This window comes from Janthinobacterium sp. 67 (assembly GCF_002797895.1).
GTDB lineage: Bacteria > Pseudomonadota > Gammaproteobacteria > Burkholderiales > Burkholderiaceae_D > Janthinobacterium.
This window is the reverse complement of record NZ_PGES01000001.1, coordinates 2,262,706-2,277,747: the sequence shown is the minus strand read 5'-3', so window position 1 is coordinate 2,277,747 and position 15,042 is coordinate 2,262,706. Positions and strand designations below refer to the sequence as shown.

General features: G+C 52.4%; 11 protein-coding genes. All 11 read left to right on the top strand.

Annotation, left to right across the window (positions count from 1 at the left end; translation table 11 throughout):
• The first annotated feature begins 64 nt into the window (after window positions 1–64).
• The 11 genes from CLU90_RS10280 to CLU90_RS10230 all read left to right on the top strand — a co-directional run bounded on the left by CLU90_RS10280 (window position 65) and on the right by CLU90_RS10230 (window position 14,974).
• The gene (locus CLU90_RS10280) at window positions 65–1,207 is read left to right on the top strand and encodes a CBASS cGAMP synthase (RefSeq protein WP_100427848.1); all 1,143 of its coding nucleotides are present in this window, start codon (window positions 65–67) and stop codon (window positions 1,205–1,207) included.
• A 1-nt stretch (window position 1,208) separates the two neighbouring features.
• Complete coding sequence (locus CLU90_RS10275; RefSeq protein WP_100427847.1) at window positions 1,209–2,849, top strand: ThiF family adenylyltransferase; 1,641 nt, start codon at window positions 1,209–1,211, stop codon at window positions 2,847–2,849.
• Window positions 2,837–3,313, top strand: a complete 477-nt coding sequence (locus tag CLU90_RS10270) for a Mov34/MPN/PAD-1 family protein (RefSeq protein ID WP_100427846.1) — start codon at window positions 2,837–2,839, stop codon at window positions 3,311–3,313. The genes CLU90_RS10275 and CLU90_RS10270 overlap by 13 nt, the downstream gene beginning before the upstream one ends.
• A 16-nt stretch (window positions 3,314–3,329) precedes the next feature.
• Window positions 3,330–4,337 carry a CBASS cGAMP-activated phospholipase gene (locus CLU90_RS10265; protein ID WP_157808790.1) on the top strand — a complete coding sequence of 336 codons (1,008 nt, stop codon included), beginning with the start codon at window positions 3,330–3,332 and terminating at the stop codon, window positions 4,335–4,337.
• A complete protein-coding gene (locus CLU90_RS10260) occupies window positions 4,334–5,749 on the top strand; it encodes a CBASS cGAMP synthase (RefSeq protein WP_100427844.1) in 1,416 nt (471 codons plus the stop codon). The genes CLU90_RS10265 and CLU90_RS10260 overlap by 4 nt, the downstream gene beginning before the upstream one ends.
• A gap of 15 nt (window positions 5,750–5,764) precedes the next feature.
• Window positions 5,765–6,370 (top strand): DUF6037 family protein, encoded by a 606-nt coding sequence (locus CLU90_RS10255; RefSeq protein ID WP_100427843.1) that lies wholly within the window; start codon window positions 5,765–5,767, stop codon window positions 6,368–6,370.
• Window positions 6,371–6,544: 174 nt separating this feature from the next.
• Window positions 6,545–6,778 (top strand): type I restriction-modification system subunit M N-terminal domain-containing protein, encoded by a 234-nt coding sequence (locus tag CLU90_RS10250; RefSeq protein WP_442906687.1) that lies wholly within the window; start codon window positions 6,545–6,547, stop codon window positions 6,776–6,778.
• On the top strand, window positions 6,775–8,838 hold the full coding sequence (zorA, locus tag CLU90_RS10245) for an anti-phage ZorAB system protein ZorA (RefSeq protein WP_232731153.1): 2,064 nt from the start codon (window positions 6,775–6,777) through the stop codon (window positions 8,836–8,838). Before CLU90_RS10250 ends, zorA begins: the two co-directional genes overlap by 4 nt.
• Window positions 8,835–9,551, top strand: coding sequence for an OmpA/MotB family protein (locus CLU90_RS10240; protein WP_100427841.1), 717 nt, complete (start codon window positions 8,835–8,837; stop codon window positions 9,549–9,551). The genes zorA and CLU90_RS10240 overlap by 4 nt, the downstream gene beginning before the upstream one ends.
• Complete coding sequence (locus CLU90_RS10235) at window positions 9,548–11,221, top strand: EH signature domain-containing protein (RefSeq protein WP_157808789.1); 1,674 nt, start codon at window positions 9,548–9,550, stop codon at window positions 11,219–11,221. Before CLU90_RS10240 ends, CLU90_RS10235 begins: the two co-directional genes overlap by 4 nt.
• The gene (locus CLU90_RS10230) at window positions 11,222–14,974 is read left to right on the top strand and encodes an SNF2-related protein (RefSeq protein WP_100427839.1); all 3,753 of its coding nucleotides are present in this window, start codon (window positions 11,222–11,224) and stop codon (window positions 14,972–14,974) included.
• Window positions 14,975–15,042 lie beyond the last annotated feature (68 nt).

Below are 15,042 nucleotides of genomic sequence, written 5' to 3'. Positions count from 1 at the left end.
GTTTTGGCCACCGACTAGCTGATTTTGTTTTCGATAACTTTTTCAGCATTCGCATAGGTCAAATATGTTAAATCTTAGCCCGTTATTTTATAAATCTGAAGGCGATGACGTCACCTTCCTCGACAATCTGAACTTGTCGCCCGCGCGGAAAGCATTTATCGCAGCTGCCAAGACTGAAGTGCGGAGCTGTCTGCGCGACGGCATTCCTCGTGTGTTGCGTGAGCGCGGATACAACGGCGAGGTGCCGCGACCGCGCTTTTTCACTCAAGGCTCTTGGGCGTACGGGACTCTTAATGCCCCAGCCAAGCCAACACAGCAGGCCGATGTGGATGACGGGTGCTATCTCCCACTGGGTTTTGTTTCTCTTACGGCGCGGCCCAGCATGGCCAGTTCATTGTTTTTTGCGGCGGCTCAAGAGGCCTTGGTCCCGCTGGTGAAGGAGCGTGGTTGGCGTCTTATCACCAATAAGTCTACTTGTATTCGTATCGAAATTTCATCTGATGCGCATATCGACATACCTTTGTATGCGATTCCCGATGATGAGTTTTTGACGTTGACCAAGGCGGCACTGAATGCCTATGGATTTGACAGTGTTGAGGAGGCGATGCGCCAGGCCGAACAAGATGCTTGGACCCGCCTGCCGAGCAATCGCGTGCTACTCGCGCATCGTGAGGAGGACTGGAAGGAGTCGGACCCCCGCCCCGTGAAGGACTGGTTCTTGGGAGAGGTTAAGGTGCGGGGCGAGCAATTTTGCCGCGTTGTGCGTTACTTGAAAGCGTTTCGTGACTGGCAATGGACAAGCGGTGGTCCAGCGTCCATTTTGTTGATGGCCGTTGCGGCTCCTCTGTTTGAACGCCGAACCGGTCGCGACGACTTGGCCCTACTTGATGTACTTGCTCAACTTCCAGCTGCACTTCGGGCCGGGGTAAAAAATCCTGCTGAGGAAAACGAATCCTTAACAGACCGTCTCGGTGCCGAAGGCGTGGAAGATGCTGCGACGCATTTTGAAGAATTCGAGCGCTTCGTTCGTGGCGCGGTGAATGCGAGCAGTGAGTCGCTAGCGTGCACATGGCTGATTGAAAAGTTGGGAAGCCGCTTCCCATATCAGCCTAGCCGCGTTCTCACCGTCTCAGTAGCTGCGACTATTGCCGCTGCGCCAGCTCAAGTCGCTGCATCTCCGCTTGTTGGTAGAACCAAAGCGGGCTGAGATGAGCGAGTTGAATAGCCAGGTGGCCGATGTAGTCGCGGCATTAGGCCGGCACGGCTTTTATTATGTGCGCCAGGTTGTAGGCGAATGGGTCGTCCTCGCTGGACCTTTAGTGGTGGAAGACAAGTCGTATGAATGTGAGTTCTCGTTTGACACGAGATTCATGGAGTTGCCCAGAATAAGATTGCTCGAAGTGCCGAAATCCTTGGGGGAAGTTGTTCCGCATATCGGAAGCCAAGGAGGCCTATGCTATATCGCAGAAGGAACGGTAGTGCTAGATATATTTGACCCGGTCGGGCAGGCGCTAGCCTGCTTGAAGCGGGCCGAGGAGGTCTTGGCCGCCATTCTTGCTGGCGAGATGCTGGACGACTTGGAGGAGGAGTTTTTTGCATACTGGGGCGGCGAGAATGCTTTCTGCTTATCCGACCTCAGTAAACGAAATCTTGGCAGACAAGATGCGTTTGTCGCAACCATCGCGGAATCGATGTACGTTGTCGTTACTGATGACCGCGTTCGCACCATGACGAAGCTAACGGGTATAGGCTGGAAAGCGAATTGGTCGCAGATACGCACCTATCGTGTACAAACTTTGGCCAAGCCTCGGCCGAGTCTGGCCGATTGGCCGCCTCACAATGTCCGTGATGTTTTGAACTGGCAGGGATTGCTCGACCAGCGATGTCGTAAAAAGCTACAACAACGCATCACCGAGGCCGCGCGTACGTCTGCTGAAGCTGTAGTGCTTCTAATTGAATCTCCGCTTATGACGTATGGGTTTTGTGTAAATTTTAATCGTCAGAAAATTATCGGCACCGAAAAAAAATGGGTGCCGACCATGCCGGAGATTTTTTCCTGCGCAGTCAGGCCTTTGCATATGGTACGGATAGACGACGGCTACATGGCAACACGCAATAGTCCAGGGCGGAGAACGTTGGCAGGAAAGCGAATTATATTAGTTGGATGCGGGACGATTGGCGGTTATCTAGCTGAGATGCTTGTGAAAGCTGGCGTAGGTACGGAGGGAGGGTGCCTGACGTTAGTCGACCCCGACACGCTGTACCCTAAAAACATAGGACGTCACCGGCTTGGATTTCCATCGATATTCATGAGGAAAGCATTGGCATTGCGCATCGAGTTGCAATATGGTGCGCCCGGTGCAGACATTCGCGCGTTGCCTGTCAAGGTTCAGCAAGCTAACTTATCCGACGTCGATTTGCTCATTGACGCCACCGGCGAGGAGGCGTTGGGGCATTGGATTGCGCAACAATCGTCGCAGCGGAATTTGGCAAATCTTCATGTCTGGATTGAAGGAGCTGGCATCGCAGTACGCGGGCTGTTGAAGCAAGGCGATTTGGGAGCCTGTTTTCGGTGCCTCACTACGCATAACAGGAACGGTCGCTATCGTTCAGTGCAGGTGAGTATTCCTGTCGTCCTGGCCGGCCAGGGTTGTGAAGGGCTGTATGTGCCATTTCCAGCGCATGTATCTGTTCAGGCCGCAAGTCTCGCTGCCGAAATGGTGCTGGACTGGGTGAACGATATTTGTGAGCCGGCACTAAGAACACGAGTGCTCAACTCCCTGCATGACGCTGCAACACCAGACTGTAGTCTCGAACAATTCAAGGACTGTCCAGCATGCTCTCGTTAAGCGATTGGGGAACTACAGACCGTAGGACGCTCGTTCATCTGGAGCGCTGCGTTCTTGAAGTATTCGCCCGTCATGTCCAATTGATTGGAAGTAGCCGGGAAAGTGGCGGAATTTTGCTGGGGAGAGTCAGAGGCTCGAATTTGGAAATCATTGAAGCGACGGTACCGTCGCGGTTTGATGAGCGATTCCCGTTTTTATTTATACGCAAGGCCAGGCAGCACAGGCAAATCGCGGACGAGCGATGGCGGTGCAGCGGCGGCACAGTTCGGTATTTGGGCGAATGGCATACCCATCCTGAGGAACTCCCGCAACCCTCATCGGTGGATTTGGTGGAGTGGCGGACACTGTCGGCTAAGCGAAATGATGGCCGTCCATTGTTAGCTGTGATTGTTGGACGAGCGGGCCTGCATGTTGAATTTATTAATGACGCTGGCCAGCGTTTGGTTCTTGAGTCGATACGTTAAAAATAGAGGTAATTGCATGGCATGGACCAAAGAGAATCCGTTTCAAGCGCTTGCGTTGACTGGCGGTGGTTACCGTGGACTTTTTACCGCCAGAGCTCTACAGGCAATGGAGGATAGTATCGGTGAGCCAATTGGGCGTCGGTTTGATTTGTTGAGCGGAACCTCCATAGGTGGAATCATTGCGTTGGCGGTAGCCTTTGAGGTGCCGATGTGGAAAGTTGTCGAAGTTTTTAGCGAGAAAGGCGAAGCGATTTTTCCGGCGTCGCGGCGTCCGAAAGTAGGTGCTGGTCGACTTAAACAATACTGGGATTTGTTCAGATATGCACGTGAGCCTCGTTATTCAACAGAACCGTTACGCGAAGCCATAGAAAACTTGATTCCGGCGGATGCCTTGCTGGGAGACGCCTTGCATCCAGTCGCAATTCCAGCGGTGAATTTGACTAAAGGCCGTCCTCAGGTCTTTAAGACCCGGCACGTGAAGGAATGGAATCGTGACTGGAAGATGAAGGCCGTGGATATCGCCTTAGCCACAGCTGCGGCACCAACGTTCTTTGAGTTAGCTGAGATTGGTAACAATCTATTTGCCGATGGGGGGCTGTTTGCCAACGCGCCGGACCAGGTGGCGATTCATGAAGCTGAGTTCTTTCTCGGTGTGCCCTTGGATTGTATTCGGCTGCTAAGCATTGGTACGACAACGAAAAGCTACTCTGTTTCTTATGCCGCCGGCCGAAACTTTGGTATCGCCGATTGGATGAAGGGGCAGCGGCTTTTATCGGTAATGATATCAGCACAGCAGCAGTTCGTTGAGCAAATAGTGAGTCATCGGTTGGGAACCAACTATTTACGCTTGGACCATGAACCATCCCAAGAACAAGCCGATGACTTAGGTTTGGACGTGGCCACTTTGGTTGCGAAAAAGACCTTGCTTGGCTTGGCAGAAAAGGCGGCCTCAGATATGTTGGGTGGTCCCTTAAGTCCATTTTTGAAACACTCACCGAAGCTGGAAATTTTCAGGGGCGCATGATGGGGAAGGCGGCATCACTTTTCAATGGGGCAGGCAGGCAAAGCCTAATAAGCCGTGTGACGCCAACTGGAGAGCAACGGGATTTCTTACAGATGCAGTGGAATGCTTTGGCAAAGCATCTTCGTGTGACTTTGACAGAAAAGTCCGGACTTCCAGTCCACACCTGGTTGCAAGGCTCTTACAAATACGGGACTCTCATTCGTCCCGTGCATGCTGAAGATGAGTACGACGTTGACGTCGGAGTGTATTTTGAGTGGCGCGATAGCTCGATGGGAAAGACCGCTCACGAACTCCGCGCAATGGTGCAGTGTGAGGTCTTGGCGTATCAAGCGACGTGCACGGATATCCTGAAGGTTGAAGCGCCTCCAAAAGAACGCTGCTCAAGAGCGATATATTCCAGCCGCTTTCATATCGACCTGCCCGTTTACCACTTTGAACCTCGAAAGGGAAAGCGGCGCTTGGCGTGCTTGTCAGGAGAGTGGGAAGAAAGCGACGCCAAGGCGTTCCATCTCTGGTTCAAACAGGCATTTGATGCAGACAACCGCGAATTAGTCCGACGACTGGTTCGCTACCTGAAAGCTTGGGTGTCTATCGTATTTCAGAACGCACCGGCTGCAAGGCCATCGTCAATTTTTTTGACGGTCTTAGTCGCGCAGGCGTTTGAATCCGTACGTTGGAAGTACTGGGGAGTGCCGGCTGATGATGATGCGCTCATTGCAGTGGTAAAGAGGATGTTCGGTCGACTCAGCGAGAGTCCACTTGTCGCTTGCCCTATAGACAAGCGGGAAAACCTAAATCGCATTCCCTTGGATGCGTGGAGTGCCTTCATGATTCGCTTGCGCTGTTTGCGTGACGCTGTCGAGCGGGCTGAGCAGGCCATGGACGAAATCAACGCGGCTCTAGCATGGTCCGAGGCGTTTTCCTTTCTCATGCCGATACCTAGCGTTGCCTCCGTTGAATTCTTGGAAGAGGGCAGTATAAGCCCGCTTCTTCCGGTGCCTGATATCGACATCGAAATAATGACCCCAAGCGGCCGAAAGGCTGCACGCAGTCATCGCAATTCTATACCCAGCGTTTCTATCGGTAGCGCGCTTCATCTTGCTATCGCCAGACCAAGTGAGCTCCCTGACCATGCCACGGTGGAGTGGTTAGTCCGGTATGCCGACGTTGGAATCTCTGGTGCCGCTGTGTTGGGTGAACGTGAAATTGGCGTTCGAGCGACTACGAAAAAAATGGTCATGCAGCGCGTGGGTCTCCACCAGATAAGCAGCGTTATACGTGTGAATGGTCGAGTTTATGCTACAAGGAACGTGCAGGTTTTGGTTTTAAATAAAGGTGAAGAACAGTCAGCTTCGTTACCGAAGCTCGAAGACATTCGCTGCATGATTAAGCGGAAATTGAACTTGATATAAAAGGAGTCAAGCAATATGGAAATGGAAAATCTTCGACAGCTTCACAACGCAATGCAACGTATCGGAGCGAATATGCAGCAGTTCCCGTATCGCGTCAACAATGCTGAGTTTGACTGTCTTTTTGTGGCAAACCAAAAACCATTTCTGCTGTGTCTAACATCTCGTGGGCTTTCTCCTCTTTTTTTAAAATTTAAGGTTGATGCCGAGACCTTTGAAATACCAAATCGAATTGACGACGATGGTTACAAGCTTCTGGCGAAACTTCTTCGGACTGACGGCAGCAGCGGAAATAAATTGATTCCCAAAGAATTCTTGGCAGGGCTGGACTCGACAATTCCGACTGTGGCAAGGCATCGACAGGTTCCCGCTGAAGACGTCATTAGGCTGCGACCTGACATCACTGAGCATCGTAATCGGCCGTATTTCGACACCTGGATTTACTGGACCGAAAGAGAGGGAGCAAGCTCGGAAAATCAGGCGAAGACGCTTGCGTTGATGGGAGAGGATGCACTTCACCATAGTCTTGAGTTTAAGTGCTCAAGCAAATGGAGCGCCACGCCGACTGGGCGTGAGTGGAAGACTATACCGATGCGCCGGCAGACTAGTTCGGAAATGTCTTGATGCTGTCGAGCCTCGCGGTGACAATTGGTCGGCATTGGTTGGTATATATGTAATATTTTAAGATGGCCACAGATGGCGAATTTTTCCTCTTCAGCAACGTATAATTGTCGACATTCAGTGAGCGGCCGGTCTTGACAGCTACTCATTCCTTTAGCCTTACCTTGCAAAGTTTCAATGAACCATCAAGCCCTCTCATCCTTCATTTGGTCTGTCGCTGACCTCCTGCGCGGCGATTACATGCAATCCGACTATGGTAAGGTAATCTTGCCGTTTACCATCCTGCGGCGCCTCGATTGCGTGTTGGAAGCTACGAAATCCGCTGTGCTAGCCGAGTTTGATGCCAAAACTAAGGCTGGGTTGAATCCAGAGTCATTCCTGGTGTGCAAGGCGAAATGGGGCACTACGTGAGCATTCAAGATATCGTTGTAACTACACCCACATCAGTCCTGGTCACCGGGGCATTAATTGTAGGCCTAAGTATTGCGTTCATCACCGTCTTCTTGATACCTGGTGTGTTGCACCTGAATCGACTCCGGAAGATTAAAAAGCGGGCTGCTGGCTTCGGCAAAGGTGATGCAGTCGCGGAATTTACTGCTGTATTTTCAGTGGACAAACGGCTGGCACATTTGTGGACTGAGTTTCGCGAATCGCTACATGACCAAGAAGAAGAGCGTGATGGTCAGATGGTAGTAGTGGCCTCCCGTTCAACGGTTCCGGCCGAGGTGTATTTCAGTACCCAGGCGGTCGTCGATGGTCGATTGAGGACAGAGTTCTTCAAGCACGTCCCAGGGCTTTTCACTGGCATCGGCATCATCGGAACGTTTAGTGGGCTTATAACAGGGCTGGAAGCATTCAAGGTCAGCGAAAATGCGGCCATTGTTCGCGCAGGACTCGAGTCACTGATGCACTCTGTCGGTGAGGCGTTTCTTATCTCCGCCGCAGCAATTTTTGCAGCAATGCTCGTTACTCTTCTCGAGAAACTGCTTTTGGCAGCCCTGTATGAACAGACTGAGGATATCGTCCGGTCAATCGACGCTTATTTCGAATCAGGGGCAGGTGAAGAGTATCTGTCACGACTGGTGAAGGCTTCTGAAGAGTCAGCTAGCCAAGCGAAAATTTTGAAAGACGCACTCGTAAAGGACATGAGCCAGTTGCTGCGGGAGTTGACCGCATCGCAAATCTCGGCTGCTAAGGAGCAGCAGGAAGCACTCGCCAACAGGCTGGCAAGCACCGCACAGGAGCAATCTGAACTTGCTAGACAAGACAATCAAGCGTTGGGTGCGACCATAGCTGATAGTATCAAACAAAGCCTTGAGGGGCCGATGAAGGAAATCGCTGATACGGTCAAGGCGGCCAGCGGTGACCAAAGCTCAAATGCATCTCGAATGCTTCAGGATGTGATGGCTAGCTTTAGCCAGCGCCTGAATGACCTGTTCGGTGGGCAGATTTCCGGCCTTAGCGACCTCAACCAACAAACAGCGCGCAGCATGCAGGACGCCGTGACGACCCTCCAGACACTTGTTTCGAATATTGAAGATTCCAGTCGGCGCTCGACTGACACAATGGCGGAAAGGATGGCAGAAGCTATCGAAAAGATGGAGGCTCGCCAAGAGTCAATCAACGCGACTTCCACCGATTTCATTGACCAGCTTCGCCAACTTGTTTCGACATCGCAGACGGAAACGAGCAACAAGCTGCAGTCTACGTTGGATACTATGGGTTCTCAAGTTGAGACGATGCTTGGCAAGCTCAATGATTCGCAGAAACAGGTTTTCGAAAGCAACCAAGTGCGGGAGCAGACTATGTCTGACCGCTCGAGCCAGGTTGTCAGTGCAATGTCAGAATCGGTCGAGTCAGTCGTCATGGAGCTTAACGCCGCTATCGGCGAGATAGTCAGGAGCGTGTCCTCTCTAACTCAAGTCACATCGACGTCTGTTGAAAAGATGTATGCCGGCGCTGAGAAATTGGGTAGCGCCTCACAGGATTTCGCTTTAGCTGGCGACCGCGTTTCTGGAGTCATGGGTCAGGCAGCTACGGTGTCTGCAAAATTCTCCGAGACATCGGGAGCACTAACGAGCGGCGCATCCGCAATTCAGGAGCTTCTCCGTGACTATAGTTCGCAGCGCGCTGCGGTGGCCACCTTGGTCACAGAGTTACGTACGACAGTCGAGGCGGCGCGCAGAGAAGCCAGCCTAACCACCGACATACTTGCTCGCATCGAAGGCTCTGCGCAGAAACTTGGTATCGCTCAGACGCAAGCTGACGAATACTTAGCTGGTGTTAGTGAGGTCTTGGGTGATGCGCACACTTCATTCGCCACAGAGGTCAAGCGGACACTAGACAAGGCAAATAATGAATTCCACACCAAACTGAGCTCTGCTGTTGGGCTACTCTCGTCGGCCGTTGCTGAGCTTGAGGTCACGCTCGCCTCGATGGGTACTATGACGCCTGTTCGGAAATCCGCATGACTGGCCCCAAGATATACTTGAAACGTGGTGGGAAGGACGAGGCAGAGAAGCCATTTTGGATTTCGTTCGCCGACCTGATGACGGCACTAATGGTATTGTTCTTAGTTGTGATGGGCGTAGCTCTTCTTGCTGTTACAAAAGACGTCACGGAACGAGAAAAGAAGGAAGCACAGCACAACAAGGAAATCGAAATGGTCCTTGACCGCTTTGAAGCCGCAGCCAAACGACACGAAGATGATGGCATCAAGATAGACCGACGACGTCAGGTTATCGACTTTGGGCAGCGGGCTCTTTTCGCATTCGGTAAGTCAAATCTCGACAGGAGCCAAGAAGAAGTTCTGCGCAGGTTTGTCCCAGAGGTTCTGAAGCTATCCAATGATGAGCTTGGAAAAAGAGTGCTGAAGAGGTTGGTGGTCGAGGGCTACACGGATAAAACGGGGACATATCTTAGCAACCTGAATCTTAGTTTGCAACGTAGTCAGCGGGTGCTTTGCGCAATGTTTGCTGTAAGGGGGAACACTCTACTCTCGGAATCCGAGAAAGAGCAAGTGAGGAATCTATTCCTGGTCGGCGGATACTCCTTCAACGCTGCAAAGGGCAACGATGACGAAAGTCGCCGCGTCGAGATGCGTTTGGAATTTCTTGGGGTGGATGAGCACAGGCAGGAAGTTTCTCAGCTGCCCGGCAATTTTGGCGAATGTGCCCTAACATGAGTGCGCTTGGCAATCTTGCCAGCCTCTTAATGCGCGGAACGCAAGAGGGTGCGCAAAGTATGACTCCGAGCCCTCGAATAGATGTGGTCATCGCGGAGCTACAGTCTCGTGCGAGGGAGGGGGCGAGCCCACGTTTTTCTGAAGACCATCAGTTAGATGCAGTGCGCCGCTTTTGGCAAACCCAAGAGGTCTCAAGTTTTCGTGACGCCTATCTTCTCTCGTGGGGCCTGTGTCTACCTCATCGTCCAAATGGCGAATGTGTCCTCGATAATCGTCCCAGGCTGGAGCGCGTCCTCGCCGGCGCGGATGATTGGACAAAAAAGCCATCAGCATACCGCCGGTGCTACCAGGGCCTCGTCCGTAGCTATTTCAGTTATGCGCCCGCGCAAACTCAAGAGACGGATAGCCGCGTCAACAATTGGCGACTATTGCGTGACTACCTGCTTGAACGCAATGACTGCATTAACGATATACGGGTCGCTCCCGACTGGGTGCTTACCGCAATCGAAAACAAGCGCGTATTCACCAGTGAGCCTTACGCGCCCTACGTAGATGCGCTGCTTTGGGGGGACTCATCGGTAGTTGATGTTCTTTGCGAGCGGCTTCACATCGGTAAGGCGTCTTGGTTCTTGAAACGATTGGTATTAGCCCAAGTAAAGCGGGCGGTCCAAATGGACGACAAGGACTATCTGAGCCTTCTGCCGCGGCTACTCAACGTCCTCGCTGAGAATGAGGTACTTCGGGACACTGGTCTTGTCAGTCTTCTAGACCGTTACGTTACTGTCCCGGCAGCGCCACTGCATGCGCGTTTACAAGAGCTGACTGTCAATTGGTGGGGTAACCCATGGTTACCATCTAATGAGACCCGATGGGGCGGAGTGATTCCTGAGGCCCGTGCAATGGTGTCCGATTGGCTCAAGGCCGAAATTATTGAGACGTTCTTCACGAAGCTAGCTGAGGATGGCTCGGCGGACCCTCGCAGGATGCAGTTCTGGAAGCGGTACGTGAAATCCATCGACCACATGGAATTCGCGCTTGGGTCAAGCGCGCGAAATTCAACCGAATCGGACTTCGTGGCGCTACGCAAGAAGATGCATGGTCTTACATGCAACCTCGATGCATCTGGCGCCAACAATGCTTTCATCATGACGATGGGGAATCTTGTGGCCGTCGAGTTCAGCGGGATGGGGAATGCTCTCTACGGTTACGATAAGAGAAAAGGGTTGCCATTCGATTCCAAAAAGCTCCTTCGACTCCCAACTACCGCGGCAAATTCGCTCAAACAGAAGGCCCGCAGTGTCCTTAAGGAGTCTCACAAAGATGGCGTTGGTTCTTGGGCGAAATGGGAGCAAAACTTTGAAACGATTTTGCAGCGAGACTTTGGAATCTCGCCGCAGAAGACCATCCATCGACCTCGGCAGCCAGTCCGTGCAATAGCATCAGCAGTCCCTGGAGCCGAAATTAAAAATCCGAGTTTTGTAATGGCGAGCAGGCCTTACTCGCTTGACGCGTTGAAGATGTTTGGCAAGCAGATGGGATTTAAGATAGAGGACAACTCATCGCTAGGAGGAAGTCTGTGGGCGCGTACTGATGGGGAAAATGAGGATGTGACGCGTGTGTTGACGAACTGGGGATTTTGTCACAAGCCAGGTAAAGGGTGGTGGAAATAGATGTTCAAATTTTTGAAAAAAGACCGAATCGCGGACGAACTGCCCCAGGTTTTCAGAACGCTAACCGCCTCAGGAATCCGGGTGTCAGCACAGCGCGACGATTCAGCTTGCAGAGTCGATAGCGGCCAAATTAACGGCTTCGCTTCGCAGCTTCTCGATGAAGGGTTGGCCACAGAAGTTCCCGAAGGGATTGCAATTGCCTGGGAATCGTTTTACGAAGCCGTCGGCCAATCTACATTTGACGGTTTGGCCGAAGTTCTAGAAATGCCCAGCTTCACCGAGGCTAGAATTGGCTTGCGAAGCAGCGGGTCATTAGCAGATTCGGATTTCTCGATTGCGGTGGCCTCCTGGCGCAACGCCAACGGCTCAACGTTGCCGGTAAAGTTGACCGGGCCGATTATGAGGGATGGCTCGCAGGAACGGCTTATGCTGCCTACTCAATGGCAGCTGTTCACTTCTGTGGTTGCTTTTTCCCGGCGGCCGGTCGAGCAACGCAACGACATCTTTCATAGACAGGCATGGGGCCGTATCCGGAGACTTGCACTGCAGGCTGATGCAGCGCTCGACGATTTTCTCGTCCGTTCAACTGTGCTGACTCCAGAGAAATTAATGCTGGAGATGCGGAAGTCTGAAGTTGTGGCGGACGACCGAGTTGTCGAAATTATGCCGATGTTCTCGGGCGCTCCAGCAGGATGGTTGGATATGTTCGACAGCAGTAAGGAGGTAAGGGACCGTTACGACGTTGTCACCGAGGACGGCATCGTGCAAGTGCTAATTGAGCCGAAGGTCCGAACGGTACTACAAGAGGTAAAGCGTCTTGAGCACAGGCGAATTGCTGGCGCGCGAGCCCAGGCCTTCATTCTCAATCCATTCGCTGCGCTGGGACCGGACGCGGTTGATGTCATTGATGAGGCCGAGTTCGAAAATGCACGCGCTGCGGCCGGGCTGAATTACGAACGATTTTCGCCCGTAGTAGAGCACGACGCGGCAGGATTTCCGGTGCGTGTGGGAATCTTGATAGAGACCGCTGATGTGAGCGGTCCTGCCTCCTCGGAGACAGAATGGTTCGATAAGACAACGCTTCCGGCGTTCATCCGTACCGCCGAGAAGGCATTGCAAATGGGACACCAATTGCTGGCCTGGCGCGGTTTTGAACTAGAACTGCAGGGTGATTCACAACGCCATCTCGATGAGCTGACGGTGGCTTATGTACGTTGGCAGGGCGCCACTACACTGGTCTCCTATGCGCAAGTTCACGACTTAAGTGCGTACTCGGCGCGAATTGAAGGAATCGGAGTAGAAAAGCCATATTACTCGCCATACATTGCAAAGAAGGCTGCTGGCGATGGCTGGTTCCCAGACAATGTTGTCCCATTAGTGGTCTACAGACCCAAGGATGGCGGCGAGCCCGTCGCTGTGCCGACAACGAAGCTAGCTATTGAGTCCCTGGAGAGAGAGACTGCTGCCGCTATTCATGCCGGCAAAGGTACTGTGCGAGTTTCATGGCTGCCAGATGCCATTGCCACAGGCGAGGCGACAGCTATTGTCCAGACTTTCAAGAATATCTTCGATGAGATAGAGGCCTGCTCGTCAGCCCTTCCGTCCGTTGGTGAGAAGACAAAAGGACACCCGGGGGCGCCGCCCACCCAGTTGATTTTACGCGCGAACATCCAGAAGGTTGAATACGAAGAGCTTCGTCGAGAGGCGCTAGAAGCGGTACCCCGAGTTCCGATGATACCCAAGGCGATTCGCCCGGAAGTGTCCCTGTTACCGCACCAAGTCGATGGGCTAGCTTGGATGCAGCACTTGTACAGCCTGCAAACGGACTTTCAAGTCCGAGGAGCGATACTCGCCGACGATATGGGACTGGGGAAAACCTTCCAACTTCTTGCTCTGATGGCTGGCTTGCTCGAACGCGAGCCGTCAATATCGCCGATGCTTGTAGTCGCACCAGTTTCGCTTCTTGAAAACTGGGCAGAGGAAGCCGGGAAATTTTTCACGCCTGGTTCGCTACCGTTACTTACAGCATATGGCACGGGACTAGACGGGCTAAAAGTTCCACGGAACCAGATTGAACAGCGGCTGCAGACAGACGACAGGTTGGTCAAGTTCCTCGTGCCTAACTGGGTCGGGTCTGCAAAAATTGTGCTGACCACGTATGAGACGTTGCGAGACTTGGAGTTTTCATTTGCTGCGCAGAAGTGGTCACTCATGGTTTGTGACGAGGCCCAAAAGATAAAGAATCCCGCAGCCATGGTTACGCGTGCGGCTAAAAAGCAAAACGTTGATTTCAAAATCGCTTGCACGGGTACACCCGTTGAGAACACACTGGCAGATTTATGGTGTCTATTCGACTTTGTTCAGCCAGGTTTATTGGGGGCGCTGAATGACTTTGGCAAACGTTATCGCAAGCCAATTGAGGCAAACACCGACGAAGAAAAGGAGCGCGTCGCAGAGCTCCGTGCGAGGATTGCGCCGCAAGTACTTCGGCGCATGAAATCCGTGGTGGCCAAGAACCTACCGCCAAAAATTATCATGGAAGACTGCAGGGCGTTGGCGCTATCGACGGCCCAAAGGAACCTCTACGCCAGGGCCGTTGAAAGCTTCAAGAAGCGTAACGACGAATCAAGCCAGTCTCCTTTCAAGAACCACCTTGGTCTTCTGCATTACCTTCGGCTCGTTTGTACTGACCCGAGGCCTCATGGGCTTGCTGTGTTCAAGCCAGAACCGCTAGCAGTATATCGCAGCAAGGCTCCTAAGCTTGATTGGCTCCTCACTACTCTTAAGGCAATTAAGAGTAAAGAAGAAAAGGTAATTGTTTTCTGCGAGTTCCGCGAAATTCAGAGACTGTTACAGCATTACGTCGAGGTTGAATTCGGTGTTCGCTCTGACATAATTAACGGCGACACAAGTGCGTCAGCCAGCCATACACAGAGCCGTCAAAAGCGCATCAAAGCGTTTCAGGATAAGCCAGGCTTCGGCGTGATAATTCTCTCGCCGGTTGCTGTTGGATTCGGCGTCAACATCCAAAAGGCCAACCACGTTATTCATTACACGCGTACTTGGAATCCTGCAAAGGAAGACCAAGCGACGGACAGAGCCTATCGAATTGGCCAAGAAAAGCCGGTATACGTCTACTACCCGGTAGTTAGCGCCCATGACTTCACCACCTTCGACGTAAAACTGGACCAATTGCTAACGTACAAGCGAAAATTGGCCGAGGACATGCTGAACGGGGCAGGAGATATCGGGCCGGGAGAGTTTAGTCTAGCCGATGTTGTCTCCGACGCCGACGCAAGCGATATCGACGAGCGCGTTAGCCTCGATACTGCGCTGCGTATGAGCGGTCAGCATTTTGAGTGCCTTGTCGGCGTGCTCTGGTCCAAACTTGATTACGATTGTTATAGAACACCCAGCACAAAGGATTATGGTGTCGACGTGGTGGCTCTTCAAGGCGAACGAGGAAAGTTAATTCAGGCAAAAACCTGTGGCACCGACGGCACCAGACTGGGTTGGGATGCTGTTAAAGAGGTGGTGGCGGGCGAAGCGTTTTACAAACGCCGGCACCCCGAAGTCAGGTTTGAAAAAATCTGTATAACGAACCAGTTCTTTAATTCTCACGCGGTAGAGAATGCAGCGTTGAACGGAGTTGAGTTACACGACCAGGCCCACCTCGCGGCCTTGCTAGAGTCGCACACGGTGACAATGCTGGAGGTTGAGAGAATGCTGTATGCAGCATGGGGCCAAGAATAGTAGCTCGTGAATGAAAATCAGAGTTTTTTTTTGGTTAGGCATGCTCCATACCTGTGACGAAGAATTGG

Bases quoted from the DNA above. Each gene is read 5' to 3' on its own strand.
- CLU90_RS10280 (WP_100427848.1), top strand. From the start codon at position 65: ATGTTAAATCTTAGCCCGTTATTTTATAAATCTGAAGGCGATGACGTC.
- CLU90_RS10275 (WP_100427847.1), top strand. From the start codon at position 1,209: ATGAGCGAGTTGAATAGCCAGGTGGCCGATGTAGTCGCGGCATTAGGC.
- CLU90_RS10270 (WP_100427846.1), top strand. From the start codon at position 2,837: ATGCTCTCGTTAAGCGATTGGGGAACTACAGACCGTAGGACGCTCGTT.
- CLU90_RS10265 (WP_157808790.1), top strand. From the start codon at position 3,330: ATGGCATGGACCAAAGAGAATCCGTTTCAAGCGCTTGCGTTGACTGGC.
- CLU90_RS10260 (WP_100427844.1), top strand. From the start codon at position 4,334: ATGATGGGGAAGGCGGCATCACTTTTCAATGGGGCAGGCAGGCAAAGC.
- CLU90_RS10255 (WP_100427843.1), top strand. From the start codon at position 5,765: ATGGAAATGGAAAATCTTCGACAGCTTCACAACGCAATGCAACGTATC.
- CLU90_RS10250 (WP_442906687.1), top strand. From the start codon at position 6,545: ATGAACCATCAAGCCCTCTCATCCTTCATTTGGTCTGTCGCTGACCTC.
- CLU90_RS10240 (WP_100427841.1), top strand. From the start codon at position 8,835: ATGACTGGCCCCAAGATATACTTGAAACGTGGTGGGAAGGACGAGGCA.
- CLU90_RS10235 (WP_157808789.1), top strand. From the start codon at position 9,548: ATGAGTGCGCTTGGCAATCTTGCCAGCCTCTTAATGCGCGGAACGCAA.
- CLU90_RS10230 (WP_100427839.1), top strand. From the start codon at position 11,222: ATGTTCAAATTTTTGAAAAAAGACCGAATCGCGGACGAACTGCCCCAG.